The sequence below is a fragment of the Acinetobacter sp. 1542444 genome, assembly GCF_000581835.1.
Classification (GTDB): Bacteria; Pseudomonadota; Gammaproteobacteria; order Pseudomonadales; family Moraxellaceae; genus Acinetobacter; species Acinetobacter pittii.
Map to the genome: position 1 here is coordinate 51,281 of NZ_JEYA01000007.1, position 17,424 is coordinate 68,704.

Annotated in this window: 12 protein-coding genes; 2 read left to right on the top strand and 10 right to left on the bottom strand. The window is 41.6% G+C overall.

Features of this window, described 5'->3' with window-relative positions:
- Window positions 1–4: 4 nt before the first annotated feature.
- The 5 genes from J580_RS20760 to abaR all read right to left on the bottom strand — a co-directional run bounded on the left by J580_RS20760 (window position 5) and on the right by abaR (window position 9,349).
- Window positions 5–3,964 carry a non-ribosomal peptide synthetase gene (locus J580_RS20760; RefSeq protein WP_032005642.1) on the bottom strand — a complete coding sequence of 1,320 codons (3,960 nt, stop codon included), beginning with the start codon at window positions 3,962–3,964 and terminating at the stop codon, window positions 5–7.
- A complete protein-coding gene (locus tag J580_RS20765; RefSeq protein ID WP_002118032.1) occupies window positions 3,961–4,221 on the bottom strand; it encodes an acyl carrier protein in 261 nt (86 codons plus the stop codon). Before J580_RS20765 ends, J580_RS20760 begins: the two co-directional genes overlap by 4 nt.
- On the bottom strand, window positions 4,218–5,993 hold the full coding sequence (locus tag J580_RS20770) for an acyl-CoA dehydrogenase (RefSeq protein ID WP_081403749.1): 1,776 nt from the start codon (window positions 5,991–5,993) through the stop codon (window positions 4,218–4,220). The genes J580_RS20765 and J580_RS20770 overlap by 4 nt, the downstream gene beginning before the upstream one ends.
- A gap of 50 nt (window positions 5,994–6,043) precedes the next feature.
- Complete coding sequence (locus J580_RS20775) at window positions 6,044–7,933, bottom strand: fatty acyl-AMP ligase (protein WP_032005645.1); 1,890 nt, start codon at window positions 7,931–7,933, stop codon at window positions 6,044–6,046.
- 699 nt (window positions 7,934–8,632) lie between these two features.
- Window positions 8,633–9,349 (bottom strand): LuxR family transcriptional regulator AbaR, encoded by a 717-nt coding sequence (abaR, locus tag J580_RS20780; protein WP_032005646.1) that lies wholly within the window; start codon window positions 9,347–9,349, stop codon window positions 8,633–8,635.
- A gap of 782 nt (window positions 9,350–10,131) precedes the next feature.
- On the opposite strand from abaR, the gene J580_RS20785 reads away from it, so the two are divergent.
- Together J580_RS20785 and abaI are read left to right on the top strand one after the other, a co-directional pair.
- Window positions 10,132–10,548: a DUF4902 domain-containing protein gene (locus J580_RS20785; RefSeq protein ID WP_050675765.1), complete on the top strand. Its 417-nt coding sequence runs from the start codon at window positions 10,132–10,134 to the stop codon at window positions 10,546–10,548.
- 63 nt (window positions 10,549–10,611) lie between these two features.
- On the top strand, window positions 10,612–11,178 hold the full coding sequence (gene abaI / locus J580_RS20790; RefSeq protein WP_005804777.1) for an acyl-homoserine-lactone synthase AbaI: 567 nt from the start codon (window positions 10,612–10,614) through the stop codon (window positions 11,176–11,178).
- A gap of 89 nt (window positions 11,179–11,267) precedes the next feature.
- Here the strand turns inward: abaI and J580_RS20795 are convergent, their stop codons facing one another.
- The 5 genes from J580_RS20795 to J580_RS20815 all read right to left on the bottom strand — a co-directional run bounded on the left by J580_RS20795 (window position 11,268) and on the right by J580_RS20815 (window position 17,362).
- Window positions 11,268–12,620, bottom strand: coding sequence for an MFS transporter (locus J580_RS20795; RefSeq protein ID WP_032005649.1), 1,353 nt, complete (start codon window positions 12,618–12,620; stop codon window positions 11,268–11,270).
- Between the two features lie 120 nt (window positions 12,621–12,740).
- On the bottom strand, window positions 12,741–13,766 hold the full coding sequence (locus J580_RS20800; protein WP_001091030.1) for an enoyl-CoA hydratase/isomerase family protein: 1,026 nt from the start codon (window positions 13,764–13,766) through the stop codon (window positions 12,741–12,743).
- Between the two features lie 12 nt (window positions 13,767–13,778).
- Complete coding sequence (locus J580_RS20805) at window positions 13,779–14,552, bottom strand: enoyl-CoA hydratase (RefSeq protein ID WP_032005650.1); 774 nt, start codon at window positions 14,550–14,552, stop codon at window positions 13,779–13,781.
- 21 nt (window positions 14,553–14,573) lie between these two features.
- Entirely contained in the window at window positions 14,574–15,701 is a 1,128-nt protein-coding gene (locus J580_RS20810; RefSeq protein WP_032005652.1) for an acyl-CoA dehydrogenase family protein, read from the bottom strand.
- A gap of 11 nt (window positions 15,702–15,712) precedes the next feature.
- Entirely contained in the window at window positions 15,713–17,362 is a 1,650-nt protein-coding gene (locus tag J580_RS20815) for an AMP-binding protein (protein ID WP_032005653.1), read from the bottom strand.
- Between the last annotated feature and the right edge of the window lie 62 nt (window positions 17,363–17,424).

The following is a 17,424-nucleotide window of genomic DNA, read 5'->3' on the forward strand; positions in this document are numbered from 1 at the left end:
TTTCTTATGCAGGAATTGGATACATCTGATCAATTGTCTTGGCCACAGCCGCAACGTTCTCAGCGAACATAATCGATGAATGGTCACCAGGTAGATCCACTTGTGTAAGCGTATCTTTGATCAAATGATTCCAGCCGAGACTTTCCCCAAAATCTTCTGACTCATCTTTGGCTTTAACCAAGAGGATCGGAAAATCTTCAGGCTCTGGGAAATAGGTCTGTAGTGCGACGCCATTCGCTAAATAGGTATCAAAGTAAAGTCGGAAATCTGATGGGTTAGCATCCAGAGGTATGACATTGATGGCCTTAGCTTCTTTAAGCACATGATCAAACATGTGATCTGGACTCAATTCACGCAAGTATTGCGCTGATATCGTCAGCTTTTTGCCATAAGGCACAGCCAAATCACGAGCAAACCAAGACAAAAGCATGGCATCATCAGCATCTTCAGGCACATTCTCTGGAATTGGAGCACGTGTATCGATCATGACAATCCCTGTGACCTGTTGTCCCATTTGACGCAACTGACGACTGATCTCGTATGCAATCGCACCACCGAAACACCAGCCACCGAGGAAATAAGGTCCTTGAGGCTGCATTTTTTGCATTTCAGCAATATAGAGTGTCGCCATTTCTTCAATCGCCACTTCAGCAGCGTCTGCTTCAATCAGACCCGGAGACTGAATAGCACGTAAAGTACGGTTCGGGTTGAGATGACGCGAGAGTTCCATATAACAGAAGGTACTGCCACCAATCGGATGGAAGAGCCACAGTGGCTGTTCATAAGTTCCGCGGCGCAGTTCGATTACGATTGAAGGTTTGATTTCTTTATTTTCACGGATGATCTCCCCCAAACTCTCAACAGTTGAGTACTGTGCAAGTAAAGCAACTGATAATTCGGTACCAAATACCTTCTTGAGATGATTGACAAGTTTCACAGCCAGTAATGAATGCCCACCTAATTCAAAGAAATCATCATGTATACCAACTCGCTTGACTGACAAAATCTGCTCAAAGGTAGTACATAACTCGATTTCAATCGAATCGCGTGGAGCAACATAATCGTTGCTCTGCTCAAACACTGGCTCAGGGAATGCTTTACGATCTAACTTATTGTTAGCCGTCATTGGAAACTCATCCAATCGGATAAACGTACTTGGCACCATATAAGCCGGAAGATGGATTTGCAGAGTCTTTTTTAAACCAGCCATTTCAATGTCATATCCAGTCACATAAGCCACCAGTTTCTGATCATTGTCGGCTGTGGTCTTAACCAAGACTACGGCATCTGTAATACCATCGATCTGTTTGAGGACATTCTCGATTTCGCCTAGCTCAATACGGAATCCACGGATTTTGACCTGAAAATCCAGACGTCCATGATGAGTCAAACGCCCATCCATTCGCAGACAGACTTTATCTCCGGTGCGATAGAGTCGACCAGCATTTGGTAGGGATGGTAAAGTTCTAAATTGTGCATCTGTCAACTCAGGTCGATGCCAGTAATCGACTGCAAGACCATCGCCTCCAATCCAGAGCTCTCCCATAACACCTCGTGGAACCAATCGCTGCTGTTCATCAAGAACATAAAGCTGGGTGTTCGCCATTGGTTCGCCTAAATCAATATATTTGGCATCGGTGATGTGGGCTGCACTGGACCATACAGTCGTCTCGGTCGGGCCATAGACATTCCAAAGGCAGCTGACTTTGCTCAGTAGTTTTTCTGCGAGTACAGGATCTAGCGCTTCGCCTCCGCTAAGTGCAGTTAGATGTGGGATACCTTTCCACTCACTGTCCAAGAGCATTTTCCAAGAGGACGGCGTTGCCTGCATAACATTGATCGACTTCGCCTGCATATACTCAACCAGCAGGTTACCATCTAGAGATATCTCACGTGGGCACACATGCACCACACCGCCGTACATCAGTGGAATCAATAGTTCAACAACAGAAATATCAAACGCATAAGTCGTGATTGCTAATAACTGCATATCAGCAGTTGCGTGAAGCCTATCGTTCACAGACAACAAGAAATTAGCTATTGAAGGATGCCCAATACGCACGCCTTTAGGTTTACCTGTCGAGCCGGAGGTGTACATCACATAAGCGGTATCACCAAAGGCAAGCGTCTCACGTACTTGCTCAAGGGGAATAACACCAGCTTGATTGATATCTAGACGTGGTACAGAGACTGTAAGAGCATCCATCAAGTCAGTTTGGGTCAAGATGACTTTAGGTTCAGCATCTTCTACGATGTTATGCAGACGTTCTCTTGGGAAACTAGGATCCAACGGTACATATGCTGCTCCTGCCGCCCAGATTCCGAGGACTGCCGCGGGCAATAGCACAGTGCGGTCTACCATCAGACCTACACGATCCCCATTGGTAATACCATGTGCACGTAAATATTCAGCAATCCCAGCAATATGCTGACCTAACTCATGATAGCTGACAGCATGATCTCTAGAAGTCATAGCATGATTGTCACCACGCTCATCGATCTGCTTCAGAATCATTCCCAGTAGATCATGTCGAGGATAATCAGTCACCTGACCAGGTAGATAGCCTAGCTGAATGCCATTCGCATAATCAGGTGCGATATCTAACTCAACGATCTTACGTTCAGGATGAGCCACCATTTCCGATAGTACAACTTGCAGTAGTTGCACCATATTCTCGGCAGACTCCGCAGAAAATATTTCAGAGTTATATTTCAGTACACCAACCAGTTCACCCTGATATTCACCGCCCATTTCTAGCATAATATCTAGTTGGCCTTCTTGTTGGCGGACTGGAAAGCTTCCTAGCGTCAAGTCTTGACCAGCTAAAGTAGCTGGATTCTGGATTGGTAAGAGTAATTCTTTAAACTCATCCAAACCACCTAGACGCTCCCAAAACATTCCAACTTGAGCCAATGGGTTGATACTGCCATCACGCTTTGGTGAAACAGCTTCAACCACTCTGGAAAAAGCAACTTTTTGATGTTTAAGACTCTGTTTTAATTGTTCCTGCACCTGCTGTGTAAATTGACGTAAAGTCTGATCAGCATCGATGTCTATGTTAAGAGCAATTGTATTGACAAACTGTCCTAGTGCATTGCGCAAAGAGCGTTCAAGTCGACCTGCTACTGCTGTGGCAACGACTAGATTATTTTCATTCGATAGTTTGTTCAGCAGGATATAGAAGCCCGATAATACAAGACCGAACAAGGTAATTTCATAATCTTTCGCCAAGTTTACAAGACCAGACGATACTGACTCAGGTACACGGAAAATTACCGAGCTACCTTTATGTTGTTGCACAGCTGGACGTGGATAATCAAGTGGAATGCTATGCACATGTGGAGCATGCTTTAACGCATTTTTCCAAAACAGTAAGCTTTCATCAGCATCACCGATCACGTTGCTCTTCTGCTTATCTGCATATTGAGCGAACTCGATTCCGTTCACTACATTTGACTCTGTTACCAGTCCAAAACGCTTGCAGACATCACGCAGCAATAGACCAATCGACCAGAAATCCATTAAGGCATGATGAATCACAACTGCAATCACATAGTGATTCTGACCACGCTCATAACAATGGATACGCCACAACGGTGGCTGAGTCAGGTCAAATGGTTGCTTGGTATCCTGTTCGACTAATTTCGTCAAATCAGAAGCTTCAACATGACGAGCATCAGAGAGAATGATATTAGGATATACACGATCCCAGATGATTTGCTCGATACCCTGATCATTGGCAGGCATGCTTACACGTAGTAACGGATAATCATGTAACACTGCTTCCAAAATCTCCATCGGCTTATTGCCTAATGGCTGGTTGACCTTCACATCAAAAGCCACCACCATATTGTAGGCACTGCAAGTTGGCTCAAGACGCTGGATATACCAAATACCAAGTTGTTCTGCAGAAATCGCATGACGCGACAGAATTTTTGGTTCTAGGCTCGCAATGTTATTCATGAAGCAACTCCCTGTTGCAACTCAGAAACCAGATATTCAGCCAATGCATTGATTGTTGGGTAATCCCATAGCAGTGTCGGCTCAAGTTCCAGTTTTGTCAGATCTTCTAAGTCCCCAGACACAGACAAAGCAACGATCGAATCAAGACCATAACTGGTAAATTTTTGCTCTGGATCAATCGTCTCAGGCTCTACACGCATCTCTTTAGCTACTAGCGTACGAATGATCGCGCTCCAGTAAACTTTATCCTTATTCATGGGGTAATCTCCTCTTTAACTGGTTTGGCATCACGCGGTGCCAATGCGAAATCGATAACAGATAACATGTGGTTGGTTGAAATTCGGTCTAGCAAATCTGCTAATGTGCTTTCACGTAATGACGTAATAGGAGGAGATGTCTGCCCTTCAGCAGCATTTAGGAAAATGATCAACCATGCTCCATCCTTTAAAGCAGTCCTTAAGCCATGACGGTTAAAGACCCAGAAACCCAGCACAGCAATGCGGGCAAATAGCTCGGCGTAGCCTCGAGCGAGACTAAAACGCAACGTTTCAAACTCTTTGCTTTCCTCAGAGCTTGAAAAGTAATTCTGAATTTTTTGATCTAATGTACGCTGTTCAACGAGAAGCCGATCTGCATGCTCACGTAGCGTAGATAGCATTTCAGTAGATAACCCTACTGTGGCTTCGGCATCGTTGAGCATTTCAATGATTGTCTCCAGTGACTCCAACACCAAATCGCCATCTCGGTTGAAAATCTCAAGCCCACGGAAATCAATAGCGTCTGTCTCCACTTGTAAGTCATACAACTGGCGATAGCGTGCTTTAGCTTCAACTTGGTTGAGATGGTCGGCTTTTTTGCTACGACCTTTATTGGCAGATTTGAGCTGGAAACTCAGACTGTCTAGACAAACGGTGCTACTTCCGTCAAACACACTAACAATCAGATGGTCTCTGAATGCTTTCTGGTACATTCCATCTGCATATGCATTTCTTAAGAAGAAACGTGACCCAAGCACTGAAGAAGTGATCTTGGCAAGTGACTCTACATACTCAGGCACCAGTACCTTGACGATTGGCGACCATGTACTGAACTGATTAATACAAACGTGTAATCCGCGCGCGCCAACGAGTGATAACACCTCCGCTGCTAATAGATAGGCATAGGCTGTAGCAAGTTGCTCACGCACTAATGGAATGCTTATTACTTTTTTGTTATATAACTCGCGTTCGATAGCAAACTCGGTCGCGATTCGTAGCATCGTATCGCCAGCCCCCAGCGAGAAACTACTGCAATATGCACGCGTTACCTGTAGGGTTTTGAGTCCAAGTTCCAACCCTTGGCCCTCTTCACCGATCAAAGCATCTTTGTGAATTTCAGCGTTGTTAAAGCCAATACCACTAATATCTAAACCACGCATGCCCACTGTTGGTAGGCGGTTCAGACTATAGGTTCCTTTAGAAGCCATATGACGCTTATCAAGCCAGAATGCACTCAAACTACGTGGTCCACGATCATTCGATGTTTTAGCGATCAGGCTTAAAGAGTCTCCTAAAGTGGCGCGGTTGATTGACCATTTTTCGCCATTTAAGATGTATTTACTCTCGGCAGACTGGGCTGTCACTTCACTAGATAATAAGTCAGCACCATGCGCTTTCTCGCTATAAGCCAGTGCTGGAGCAGCACCACTTAAAATTCGACTAGCAATATTTTGACATTGATTCGCATTACCGCCGATCCATACGATCACAGACCAAGCATTCGTGCTATAGGTCGAATTAATGGTTAGATCACGTCGTGCCAACACACGATGCAGATATAGCAACTCTTCACCAATTTCCATACGACCTCCGAGCTCTGAAGGTACGTAGAAACGGTTCATACCCACCGCATTCAGAAAATCAACAGCACGCTGAGGATATTGCTCCTTCTCATCACGCTCGATGGCAGCGGACCAAGAAAAATCGTTGTTGTTATCATGTACGGAGCCTAAAATTTGCTCCAGACGAGCAGCAGACTGAAACTGCCGCAAATTGGATGTCAGTGACATGGATTTTCACTCAAATGATTAAAGGGTAAGGGTTAAAACAAAGCACTTTTCAGACGATTAAAAATCAGCGTGCGTACTTCACGTTCCTTGATCATTGAGTTGAGAAGATTGGAGCTATAACGAATCAGCTGCCCCCGCTGCTCACGATCACGGATGACTTCTAAGCCGTTTTTGACATAGTTTCGAGCAATCACCGTTCTACGGTTTGGATGGGTTAAACAAACCAATTGACCGCGTTCGATCTGCTCTTTAATTTTTCTTCTTCTAATTTTGCCGCTAGTAGTTTTGTTAATTCGGCCTTGATGTAGTAAATAGACGCCTTCTACAGGTAAGCCAATATCAGCTGTCACTTGTTCCTTGACCTGAGTTCTAATGGCTTCAAAATTGAGAGTCTTGTCTAGTGATTTCTTCTTGATCTCAAGTACAACCGTAACACCCTCAGAATCAGCAACATTCACTGCTGCAACACAACCTTTACGAACAGCAGGATGCGCCATTTCAACAGAGCACTCGATATCTTGCGGGTAATAGTTCTTGCCACGGATGATAATCACATCCTTAAGGCGGCCAGTTACATATAGGTCTCCGTCTTTGACAAAGCCCATATCACCCGTTCTCAAGTAGTGCACTTGACTCGGCTGACCCTCGTCATCAATGATAGTCGCCGCAAAAGTTTCCTGATTGACCTCTGGCTTCTGCCAGTAACCTGCTGTAACGCTCTCACCTGCTAGCCAGATTTCACCAACTTCATGAGCCGCTACTTCTTTACGGGTATGCGGATTGACAATACGGCAATCAATATGTGCCGAGATCTTGCCACAGCTCACCACTTGCACGGCGGTCTGATCTTGACTGGCCTGTATCAGATTGGCATTTAACTTGTCACGATCGATTGAAATTGCATTGAGAGGACCAGTCACACCACTAACTAAAAGCGTAACTTCTGCCAGTCCATAGCATGGCAAGAAAGTATCTAGTTTCAGTTCCGACTGGGTATTGAACTTTTCCATGAAGCGTTGCATGACGTGAGCCTTGATTGGCTCAGCGCCATTAAACAGCACCCGTAAACGACTCAGATCAAGCGATGCAGCCTGCTCATCAGAGATGCGGTGCAGACATAATTCATAAGCAAAGTTTGGTCCACCAGTAATCGTGACACCTTTTTCACTGATAAATTGCAACCATTTTAGAGGCTTACGAATAAAATCTAGCGGTGACATGACATAGCAAGTCAGGCCCACATACACAGTTTGCAAAACTGAACCAATCAACCCCATATCGTGGTAAACAGGCAGCCATGTAAGACCAATATCTTCAGGTTGTGTGCCAAAAGCTTCAGCAATCATGACTTCATTTGCCATAATATTCTTATGGGTAACAATTACCCCTTTAGGCCAACCTGTTGATCCCGAAGTGTATTGCAGGAAGCAGATATCTTTTTCAGTAATAAGCGGGAAATCTTTTTGTACCAAATCACGCTGTAGCTCAGCATCAACGGCATGTAATATTAAGCTTTCATTTTGAGCTTTTAGTGTGATCAGACCTGATAGCTCAAGAATTTTTTTGGTGGTGAGTACTATTTTTGGCTCACAGTCATTCATAATATTCAAAATATTAGAAAAACCATTACGATTAAAAGGTAGGCTGACGGGTACCGCGATAATTTTAGCTTTTAGACAGGCAAAGAACGATACGATAAAGTCCAACCCAGGTTCAAATAGCAACACAGCGCGATCACCACTGTCTACAAGATTCATTAATACCTGAGCTTGATGTTGAACCCGAGCGTTCAAATCTTTATACGTAAGAGACTGAATACCACCCGATTGACGCCCTAAATACTCGAAAGCAACCTTACTTCCATTTAAATTTGCGTGGGATTCCAATGTTGCAATGATATTATCCGTATCCATTACAGCCATAACTTACTCCGATTAATTATAATGCACCCTTAAAATTCGCTAATTTAGAAATTACATTTCTCGTCGGGGCTTTTAATAAAAATGAATATACTTTTTGTTTAAAATATAAATTCACATTATATTTTATGTGTGGGTGCCATTTATTACACCTGTAAGTGCTTACAGGTTGGCCTATATTTATAAAAATCGAGAAACTGGACACCTTTTATAAATTGTCTTACTCATTTCTATTTTTTATTTTTTCAATTAGATTAAAAATTAAATTCATTTTTATCTTTACTTTTTTAGTATTAAACAAGTATATAAAAGCTTTCAATCCATAAGCGAATTCTTAGCTCGTATAATTCTTTTATTGATATTTTAGTTTTTGATTTTTTGAGATTTAATTTCTTATAGCAATAAGCCATTTAAGTATAGATTAACAATCCACCTATATTATTCATTTAAAAATAAATCATACTTCAACATTATAATTTCTTACAAACAATATATAATTTTACAAATCAATATAATTAACTTTGACTTTCATATAAGATCATGAATAACAAAATAATATAGAACTAAATTTTCCCATTCGGTTTAATTTCAAAATAAAACTCAGATAAATAACTTTTATAATAAGTTGTGGTAATAATTAATTTAAAATATAAATATTACAAGTATTTACTTTATTCAAATGTATTATTTATACGTATATTTTTATAAAAGTCCTAACATCACAGCTCGAATAGCTGCTGAAATTTTATTATTCACATTTAACTTCTGCATTGAATTTCCGAGGTGAAAATTTACTGTTCTTTCAGTGACCCCTAGAATCTGGGCAATTTCTGCTGACGTTTTACCCTCAGCAGTCCAACGCAGTGCCTCTTTTTCTCGGTTCGTTAAATAAAGATTAAACTGAGCGAATTCCACCTCATTTACAACTTTAGCAATGCTAGAATGCACGGTTTGAGACAACCAATACATATTTGTATATTGTGACTTTTGCTCTTTTTCCGACAATTGGTCATTGGATCTTGCGAGTGTTAGCATCCCTCTGGTTCCAATAAAGTCACGGCTTGACTGAGCCCAACCGATATTAAGGCCATAAGAGCGCGCCTCCTCCCAGAAATCTTTTTCTTCTTGTGTCTTTGCAGATTGGCTCGACCAGACAAGAGGTTGAAGTGATACCATACAATGCTGCACAGTTGGATCTACCTTCACATAATGCTGTTCCACATAACGCTTTTGCCATGCTTCTGGATAATTATTCAACATAATCGTTTTTGGTTCAGCAATAGATAATGGTGACTGCATACCATAAGCACAATAATCAAATCCAAGCTTTGAAGCTGTAGATTTAACGATCTCAAACAGCTGATATTCATTTTTTACGATCAGAAATTCTGATAATAAATCCTCTTGCCAATTTTCCATCTACTCTCATTAGACTCCATTCACAAATCATTTTTTGTTCAGTTGCATATTGTGAATTCAAACAATCCAATTGAAGCGTAGGTCTCTTCGTTTACCTTTATTTCAACAAAGCTTTTAGATACCTAATTTTATTTATCTGATTTCTCAATTTCAGATTTTGAATTCATCATCTAATTAACAACTCTTTTAAGCCAAATATAGTTACAAATTATTCAGACAAACTAAATTTATGAGAGCTTCTAAGGTTGTTATATTCCATGTGCGGATTATGCTTGAAAAATTAAATTTTACAGGATGCATTTTATTCCAAAAAATAAGTATTTTAAAAAAGATCAGAAGATCTATTAATTATTATTAATATTCAGTTTTCATTAATTTAATTAAACAATATTTTCTATCACCTATCTAGCCGATATAATTTTACCAATTATTATACAAAGAAACTAAACACACCTTTAATAATTTAATAAATCAAGCAATTACATTATAACTCACCTTACTTAGGATTATTATTTTAACAATAAGACTTTATGCATACTAAAAGATCTACAACAACTCCAATCTATCTAGCATTTTTTAAAAGGCATTTTGCATATTAAAACTACAAAATTCTCGTTTTTTCATAAGTAAGCCTTAAAGGCTGAATAACTCTCTAGTAAGAACAGCTTAACGGTGTATGCCATACAATTACATTTAACCTGTTAAACATAACAGTATTTTATTGGCAATAATTTATGTTATTTATCCATTGAACCCCAATTCAAGTCACTTGAACAGGTAGCATGGTCACCATCTCCCCTCATTTCTCAATATCAGCAGATGGTTTTATTCGACTGAATGAAAGCCAGCTTATGAACTATCCACTCCAACATCTCATATCTATTGTTGAATCAACACAAATTGAAGATTCTCAAATTCTCTATTATGGTTTTACTGAATGGGCAACATCACTGACCCCAGCTTTAAGTACGGGATGGGATTGGGAATTTATTGAGTACAATGGCATCACGAGTATAAAAAGAATTGGACTGCCTCGAAGCAATATTATGCTTGTTGATGTATCTGGTACAGATATTGGATTTGAAGTTACTGAAACACTAATTGAAAAGAAAATCGATACTTTGTTCTGGGAACAGTTCATTTATGCTCAAATCAATACAACCCAAACAACGGCTAAATTAACTCCATATTTCTCTTAGAAACCTGTAAATTCTTACAGTTACCGCTTCCCCACCTGTTAAGTAAAGTCACTTGAAAAATAAGTGGAAGCACTTGTAATGAATGTTATTGCTGGATTTCAAAATAATTTTTCAGAAGGCCTATATACTAAATTTAAAAATTACCGCTATAGGGTATTTGTTGAATATTTAGGTTGGGAGTTGAACTGTCCTAATAATGAAGAACTAGATCAGTTTGACAAAGTCGATACCGCCTATGTCGTCGCTCAAGATAGAGAATCTAATATTATTGGTTGTGCCAGATTACTACCGACTACTCAACCTTATTTACTTGGTGAGATATTTCCTCAATTACTTAATGGAATGCCTATTCCTTGCTCACCAGAAATTTGGGAGTTATCAAGATTCTCAGCCGTAGATTTCTCGAATCCGCCATCTTCAGCTAGTCAAGCTGTGTCATCGCCCGTCTCTATTGCAATTCTGCAAGAATCTATCAACTTTGCAAGAGAACAAGGTGCAAAACAACTCATAACCACCTCTCCTCTGGGGGTAGAACGGTTATTACGTGCTGCGGGTTTTCGTGCTCATCGTGCAGGCCCACCCATGGTTATTGATGGATATGCGATGTTTGCATGCTTGATTGATGTTTAATTTCTTATTTGGGACTCATACTATTTTTGGCATGAGCCCCAATTTTTATATAGTTAGGTAGCAATACGACTAAGAAACATTAATACCTATTAATCAATTTTGGTTTTTAAATTTAAATTCGACTTTTTATAATAAGTTTCATCCGTTTTAGCACTCCAATCGCGCGGCATAAATGACGTCGATATAATTGCGACTACAGCCATACTTCCAATATAAAGCATAATTAGATATGGATTACCCTGCCCGACACTCAATAATTTAGTAGCAATCATCGGTGCCAAACCACCACCTAATACACCAGCCAACTGTACCGAAATCGAGATTCCGCTATATCGAATTTCTGCCGGAAATTGACGGGCAAAAAGCTGAGCTTGTGGTGCGTACATAATTGGGAACACAACGCCAATTGCTAAAACAATTGCTGTCCACACTAATACCGGATCTTTTGTATTGAGCATGGTAAAAAATGGATAGCAGTAAAGCGCCAGTATGCATAGGCCAAACATAAACATATTGCGTTGGCCGACTTTATCTGACAAATGTCCACATAACGGCGTCATAAATAAAATCACGGCTGCGCCGCAAATGGTGGCAAATAAAATGTCTTGGCGTGGAATTCCAAGTTGTGCAGTGGTATAAGCCAATGTAAATGTTGAGGCAATATAGAACCATGCATTCTCGGCAGCGCGAGCCAAAATAATAGTGATGAGTTGCTTTGGATGGTTTTTAAAAACCTGTAGAGCAGGAACTTTGACTTCTTCAGACTGTTGTTTTACTTTTTCGAAATCTGGTGACTCTGGCACTTTTACACGAATATACCAACCTACTGCCAGTAAAATAATACTGGCAAGAAATGGTAAACGCCAACCCCAGCTAAACAGCGCTTCTTCAGGTAATAACGACACCAGACCCAACGCGATTGAGGCTAGCATTAAGCCACCACCTGTACTAGCTTGAGGCAAGCTTCCCCAAAACCCTTTACCGCCTTCGGGTGCATGTTCAACGGCCATCAGTACAGCACCGCCCCATTCACCGCCCATTGCCATCCCTTGAATGAATCGCAAGACAACCAAGCCAATCGCAGCCCAATATCCAATTGATTCATAAGTCGGTAATAAGCCAATCAGTACGGTTGGGATCCCCATGAGCATCAAGGTCAGTAGCAACATCGATTTACGGCCAATCTTGTCACCAAAATGACCAAAGACTAAGCCGCCTAATGGTCTTCCAATAAATCCAACGGCATAGGTGGCAAATGCAGCAAGCACGCCGGTAAGTGCATCCAGATTTGGGAAAAATAACTTATTAAAAATGAGCGCTGCTGCCGCACCGTAAATAAAAAAGTCATACCATTCAATGGTGGTGCCGACCATGCTAGAGATACCTGCTAATCGATGTGACGACTTTTTAGTATTTGAACCGTTTCCATGTATTGATTGCATCGTAATATCCTTTTTAGATTTTCTTGTTTTATCTTTTTTATGCTTATGACCAGCCCTGACCATAAGCATTTTCAGGTCTCGCTTTTTCTCCTTAAGCTTTTTATATTTTTGTAATTCGGTTTAGCTCAATTTTTCTAAAATTGGCTCAAATTTCGAATTACGTTCTTGCCACTGTGGTTGTTTGTCTTTATCGACAATGAGAGCGCGGACACCTTCAATAAAGTCACCGTGCTCAAACCAGATATCCTGTAAATCACGTTCAAGCTGCATGCACTGAGGTAAAGAGAGCCCTCGACCTAAATGTTGCAGTTTTAAACTGGTTTGCTTGGCAATAAATGAGCGTTGCTGCAAAATGCTGAGCATCTTGCTTGCCCAAGTCTTTAAGCTTTCATCTTGTTCATTTTCAAGACTTTGCTCGATTTCATCTAAATGCTGATATCCGAAGTGTTTACGGATACCTTCCGCCAATTGTTTTAATTCACTTTCGGCAGGGCGAGTAATAAATCGGGTAATGATGCGTTCAATTCCCTCTTTGCTTAAACTTGGCGCGTCAACGAGAGCATCTTGCAAAGCTTGTAACTGCTCGCTTGGCACATGGTAGTCAATTAAATCGAGGTAAAGCGCATCACTACTGCTGATCTGCTCACCCGTAATGGCCATATAAACACCAATATCATCAAGGCGAGAAAGGAAATGAGTTGCACCAACATCTGGGAAAAAGCCAATCGCTGTTTCAGGCATGGCAAATCTGGATTTTTCACTGCTCACCACAATGTGGCAAGCCTGAGCCAAGCCAAAACCACCACCTAATACATAGCCATCAAGCACAACAATGATTGGCTTTTCATATTCACGCAGTATATTTAGCATTTTATATTCGGCACTAAAGTAGCCTTTGTAATCGGCTGTGCCATTTTTATAACTGTCATAGAGATAGCGGATATCTCCACCTGCACAGAAGGCTTTTGGGCTATTTGACTTAATTAACACTGCCTGAACAGCAGCATCATTTCGCCACAGTTCCAATTGGGCGCCAATACTTTTAATCATATCTAGCGACAATGCGTTGAGATGAGTCACACGGTCTAAGGTAATAATGCCCAACTTACCTTGTTGCTCAATCATTAAGTGATTTTCTGTATTCATTTTATTGATCTCTTATTGATTTTTAAAATTTGGTTTTCGTTTTTCAACAAAAGCCTGCATGCCTTCTTTTTGTTCAAATGTTGCAAATATTGAATGGAACATACGTCTTTCAAAACGTAAGCCTTCAGTGAGGTTCACCTCAAAAGCGCGGTTGATGGTTTCTTTAAGCATCATGTTTGCAGTTAAAGATCGTGCCGCAATTTTTTCAGCGGCTTGCAAGGGTTGTTCAAGTAATTCTTCTTTACTAAATACACGCGCGACTAAACCACTTTGCTCTGCTTCTACAGCGCCCATTTGACGAGCGGTAAGACACATTTCCATTGCTTTGGCTTTACCAATCGCATGGGTTAAGCGTTGTGTGCCACCAATACCCGGAATTACACCTAAAGTGACTTCGGGTAAACCAAACTTGGCGTTATCAGCACAATAAATAAAATCACACATCAGCGCCAACTCACAGCCACCACCCAATGCATAGCCACTCACCGCTGCAATTAGAGGTTTACGGCGCTGCGCAATACGGTCTGCAAGATGAAAAAAATCATCTAAATAAATATCAGGAAATGCCAAATCAGCCATTTCTTTAATGTCGGCCCCTGCGGCAAAAGCTTTTTCTGAGCCTGCCAATACGATGCAGCCAATTTCACGATCTTTTTCGAGCTGATCTAATGCCTGATTAATTTCACTAATTAATTCACTGTTTAAGGCATTGAGCGCTTGAGGGCGATTTAATGTAATCAGTCCAACCCCATTACGCTTTTCTAATAAAATACTTTGCCACTGCATTACTTATTCCTTGTTCTGATTTTATAGACTACGTGCAATCACTAAACGCTGGATATCACTCGTACCTTCGTAAATTTGGCAAATACGGGCATCACGATAGATACGTTCAATTGGAAAGTCTCTGAGATAGCCATAGCCACCAAACACTTGTAGTGCGCTCGAACATACGCGTTCAGTCATTTCTGAAGCGAATAACTTAGCCATTGAAGCTTCATTGAGACACGGTTGACCTGCTTCTTTTAAACGCGCAGCGTAGTGAACCAGTTGTCTCGCCGCTTCGATTTCTGTTGCCATGCTAGCAAGGCGAAACGCGATGGTTTGATGCTCAAAAATTGGTTTTCCAAAAGTAATACGTTCTTTTGCATAACGAGTTGCTTCTTCGAGCGCCGCACGTGCTAGACCGACTGCTTGTGCAGCAATACCAATACGTCCACCTTCTAAATTGGCGAGAGCAATTTTCAGACCTTCACCTTCTTTACCCAGCATGAGACTTTTATGGATGCGTACATCCGTCAGCGCAATTTGGCAGGTATCTGAAGCATGCAGACCCAGTTTTTCTTCAACACGAATCACTTCATAGCCCGGTGTTTCGCGTGGGACTAAAAAGGCACTAATACCTTTTTTGCCCGCGCTCGGATCGGTCACGGCAAACACAATAATGACGCCGGCATTATTACCCGAGGTAATAAACTGCTTTGCACCATTTAAAATGTAATCGTCACCATCTTTCACTGCTCGGGTTTTAATGGCTCCCGCATCTGAGCCAGTATGCGGTTCGGTTAAAGCAAAAGCGCCAATCATTTCACCTTGCGCTAAAGGTTTTAAAAAGCGCTCTTTTTGCTCGTCAGTACCAAATTTTAAAATAGGCACACAACCAACCGAGTTGTGTACGCTCATGATGGTTGAGGTTGCGCCATCTGCTGCCGCAACTTCTTCAAGCGCCAGTACATAGGCTAAGTTACCCGTGTCAGAACCACCCCATTGCTCTGGAACAAGCATTCCCATAAAACCGAGTTGCCCCATTTGAGTCAGAGTATCTTTCGGGAATGTCCCGTCTCGATCCCAATCGCTAGCATTAGGCTTAATTTGTTCTTGGGCGAAACTTTTCGCCATATCATGAATGAGTAATTGTTCTTCGGTAAATTGCATTATTATTTCCTTTACCCTGCTTTAGCTTGTTGTTTAGCAATTTCTTGATTACGCAATAAAAAGCGCTGAATTTTGCCACTTGGAGTTTTAGGTAATTCACTCACAAATTCAACTAAACGTGGGTAAGCATGTGCAGAAAGTCGTCTTTTAACAAATTGGCTGAGTTGTTCAGCAAGTGTATCGGAAGGTTGAGCATCCGCAGCTAAAATTACGAAGGCCTTAACCACTTCGGTACGGTCCGGATCAGGCACACCAATCACTGCTGCTTCAATCACAGCGTCGTGTTCAAGCAAAGCACTTTCTACATCGAAAGGCCCAATACGATAGCCCGATGTAGTGATTACATCATCACTACGACCAACAAAGCTCATGCTGCCATCGGCATGAAGCTCAGCAGTGTCGCCAGTTAAATAGTAGTGACCCACGAAAGGCGATTTTCGGCTTTCTTTATAGCCGCCGAACCACATCATTGGAGACTGGCTAATATCGACTGCTAAAATTCCTGGGGTGTCCGCTGGAAGTTCTTCACCTTGTTCATTGACAATCGCAACACGGTAGCCCGGACTTGGGAAACCTGCTGAACCAGCATGAATTTCATGTTTTAAACCATGATGATTACACACCACCATGCCCACTTCAGTTTGCCCATAGTGGTCATAAATCGGAGCATCAAGCACTTGTTTAAACCAGCGTATTACTTCTGGATTCAGCGGCTCGCCTGCACTACTCACTACACGGAACTGCCCTTTTAACGGCGCCATTTGTGCTTGATCAGCCGCCATCATCATACGGTAAGCCGTTGGTGCACCTGCCAAGTTGTTAACTTTATAATCTTTCACAATTTGGCATAGGCTATCTGTGCTGAAACCACCCTCATAGAACAAAGTAGCGTGACCCAAGAATAACGGCCCAGTAATCGCATAGTAGAGACCATACGCCCAACCCGGATCAGCAATATTCCAAAACGAATCTTCTTCGGTTAAACCAATGGCATCTTGCATATATCGACCAAAGGCAATTAGTGCTTTTAATGGCACTTCCAATGGTTTAGCAGGACCTGTAGTGCCTGAAGTAAACATGAGCAAGAAAGGATCTTGGATGCTACGCATGACCAGATCGCATTGATCAGACTGCTGTTTCACTTCATTCCAAAAGTTAAAATCGCCTGCTTTAAGGGGAGTACCTTGTGCGTCGGCGACAGTCACAATTGCAGGGCAATTTTCAATTTCATCAAGCTTGCTACGGTTGCCCATATCGGTCACCACCAGCTTACTTTGTGCAAGCTGAATACGGTGCTCAATCGCTTTTGGGCCAAACGCAGTAAAGAGTGGTTGATAGACTGCACCAATTCGCCAAGCTGCAAAAATAGTCACGATCAATTCAGGTGTTCTTGGTAATAGACCTGAAATACGGTCGCCTGCTTTTACACCTTGTGATTTTAGAAAGTTGGCAAACTGACTTGACCACTCTTTTAATTCACGGAAGGTATATTGCTCTTTTCGTCCATCTTTTCCTTGCCAATACAGTGCAATTTTGTCGCCATCTGCGTGTCGATCACAGCATTCATAACAAGCATTTAAGGCATCAAGTGAACCTGATAACATCTGTTTTGCAGTGCTTTCCAAATCGAAAGTCTGTGCAGCATTTTGATAATCCATCATATCTTTTCCCTCAGTCCGGATTTGTTGTTATTCACGACAGGGTTTATGTGTTTAAAGCCATC

Bases quoted from the DNA above. Each gene is read 5' to 3' on its own strand.
- J580_RS20760 (WP_032005642.1), bottom strand. From the start codon at position 3,964: ATGAATAACATTGCGAGCCTAGAACCAAAAATTCTGTCGCGTCATGCG.
- J580_RS20765 (WP_002118032.1), bottom strand. From the start codon at position 4,221: ATGAATAAGGATAAAGTTTACTGGAGCGCGATCATTCGTACGCTAGTA.
- J580_RS20775 (WP_032005645.1), bottom strand. From the start codon at position 7,933: ATGGCTGTAATGGATACGGATAATATCATTGCAACATTGGAATCCCAC.
- abaR (WP_032005646.1), bottom strand. From the start codon at position 9,349: ATGGAAAATTGGCAAGAGGATTTATTATCAGAATTTCTGATCGTAAAA.
- J580_RS20785 (WP_050675765.1), top strand. From the start codon at position 10,132: ATGGTCACCATCTCCCCTCATTTCTCAATATCAGCAGATGGTTTTATT.
- J580_RS20795 (WP_032005649.1), bottom strand. From the start codon at position 12,620: ATGCAATCAATACATGGAAACGGTTCAAATACTAAAAAGTCGTCACAT.
- J580_RS20800 (WP_001091030.1), bottom strand. From the start codon at position 13,766: ATGAATACAGAAAATCACTTAATGATTGAGCAACAAGGTAAGTTGGGC.
- J580_RS20805 (WP_032005650.1), bottom strand. From the start codon at position 14,552: ATGCAGTGGCAAAGTATTTTATTAGAAAAGCGTAATGGGGTTGGACTG.
- J580_RS20810 (WP_032005652.1), bottom strand. From the start codon at position 15,701: ATGCAATTTACCGAAGAACAATTACTCATTCATGATATGGCGAAAAGT.
- J580_RS20815 (WP_032005653.1), bottom strand. From the start codon at position 17,362: ATGATGGATTATCAAAATGCTGCACAGACTTTCGATTTGGAAAGCACT.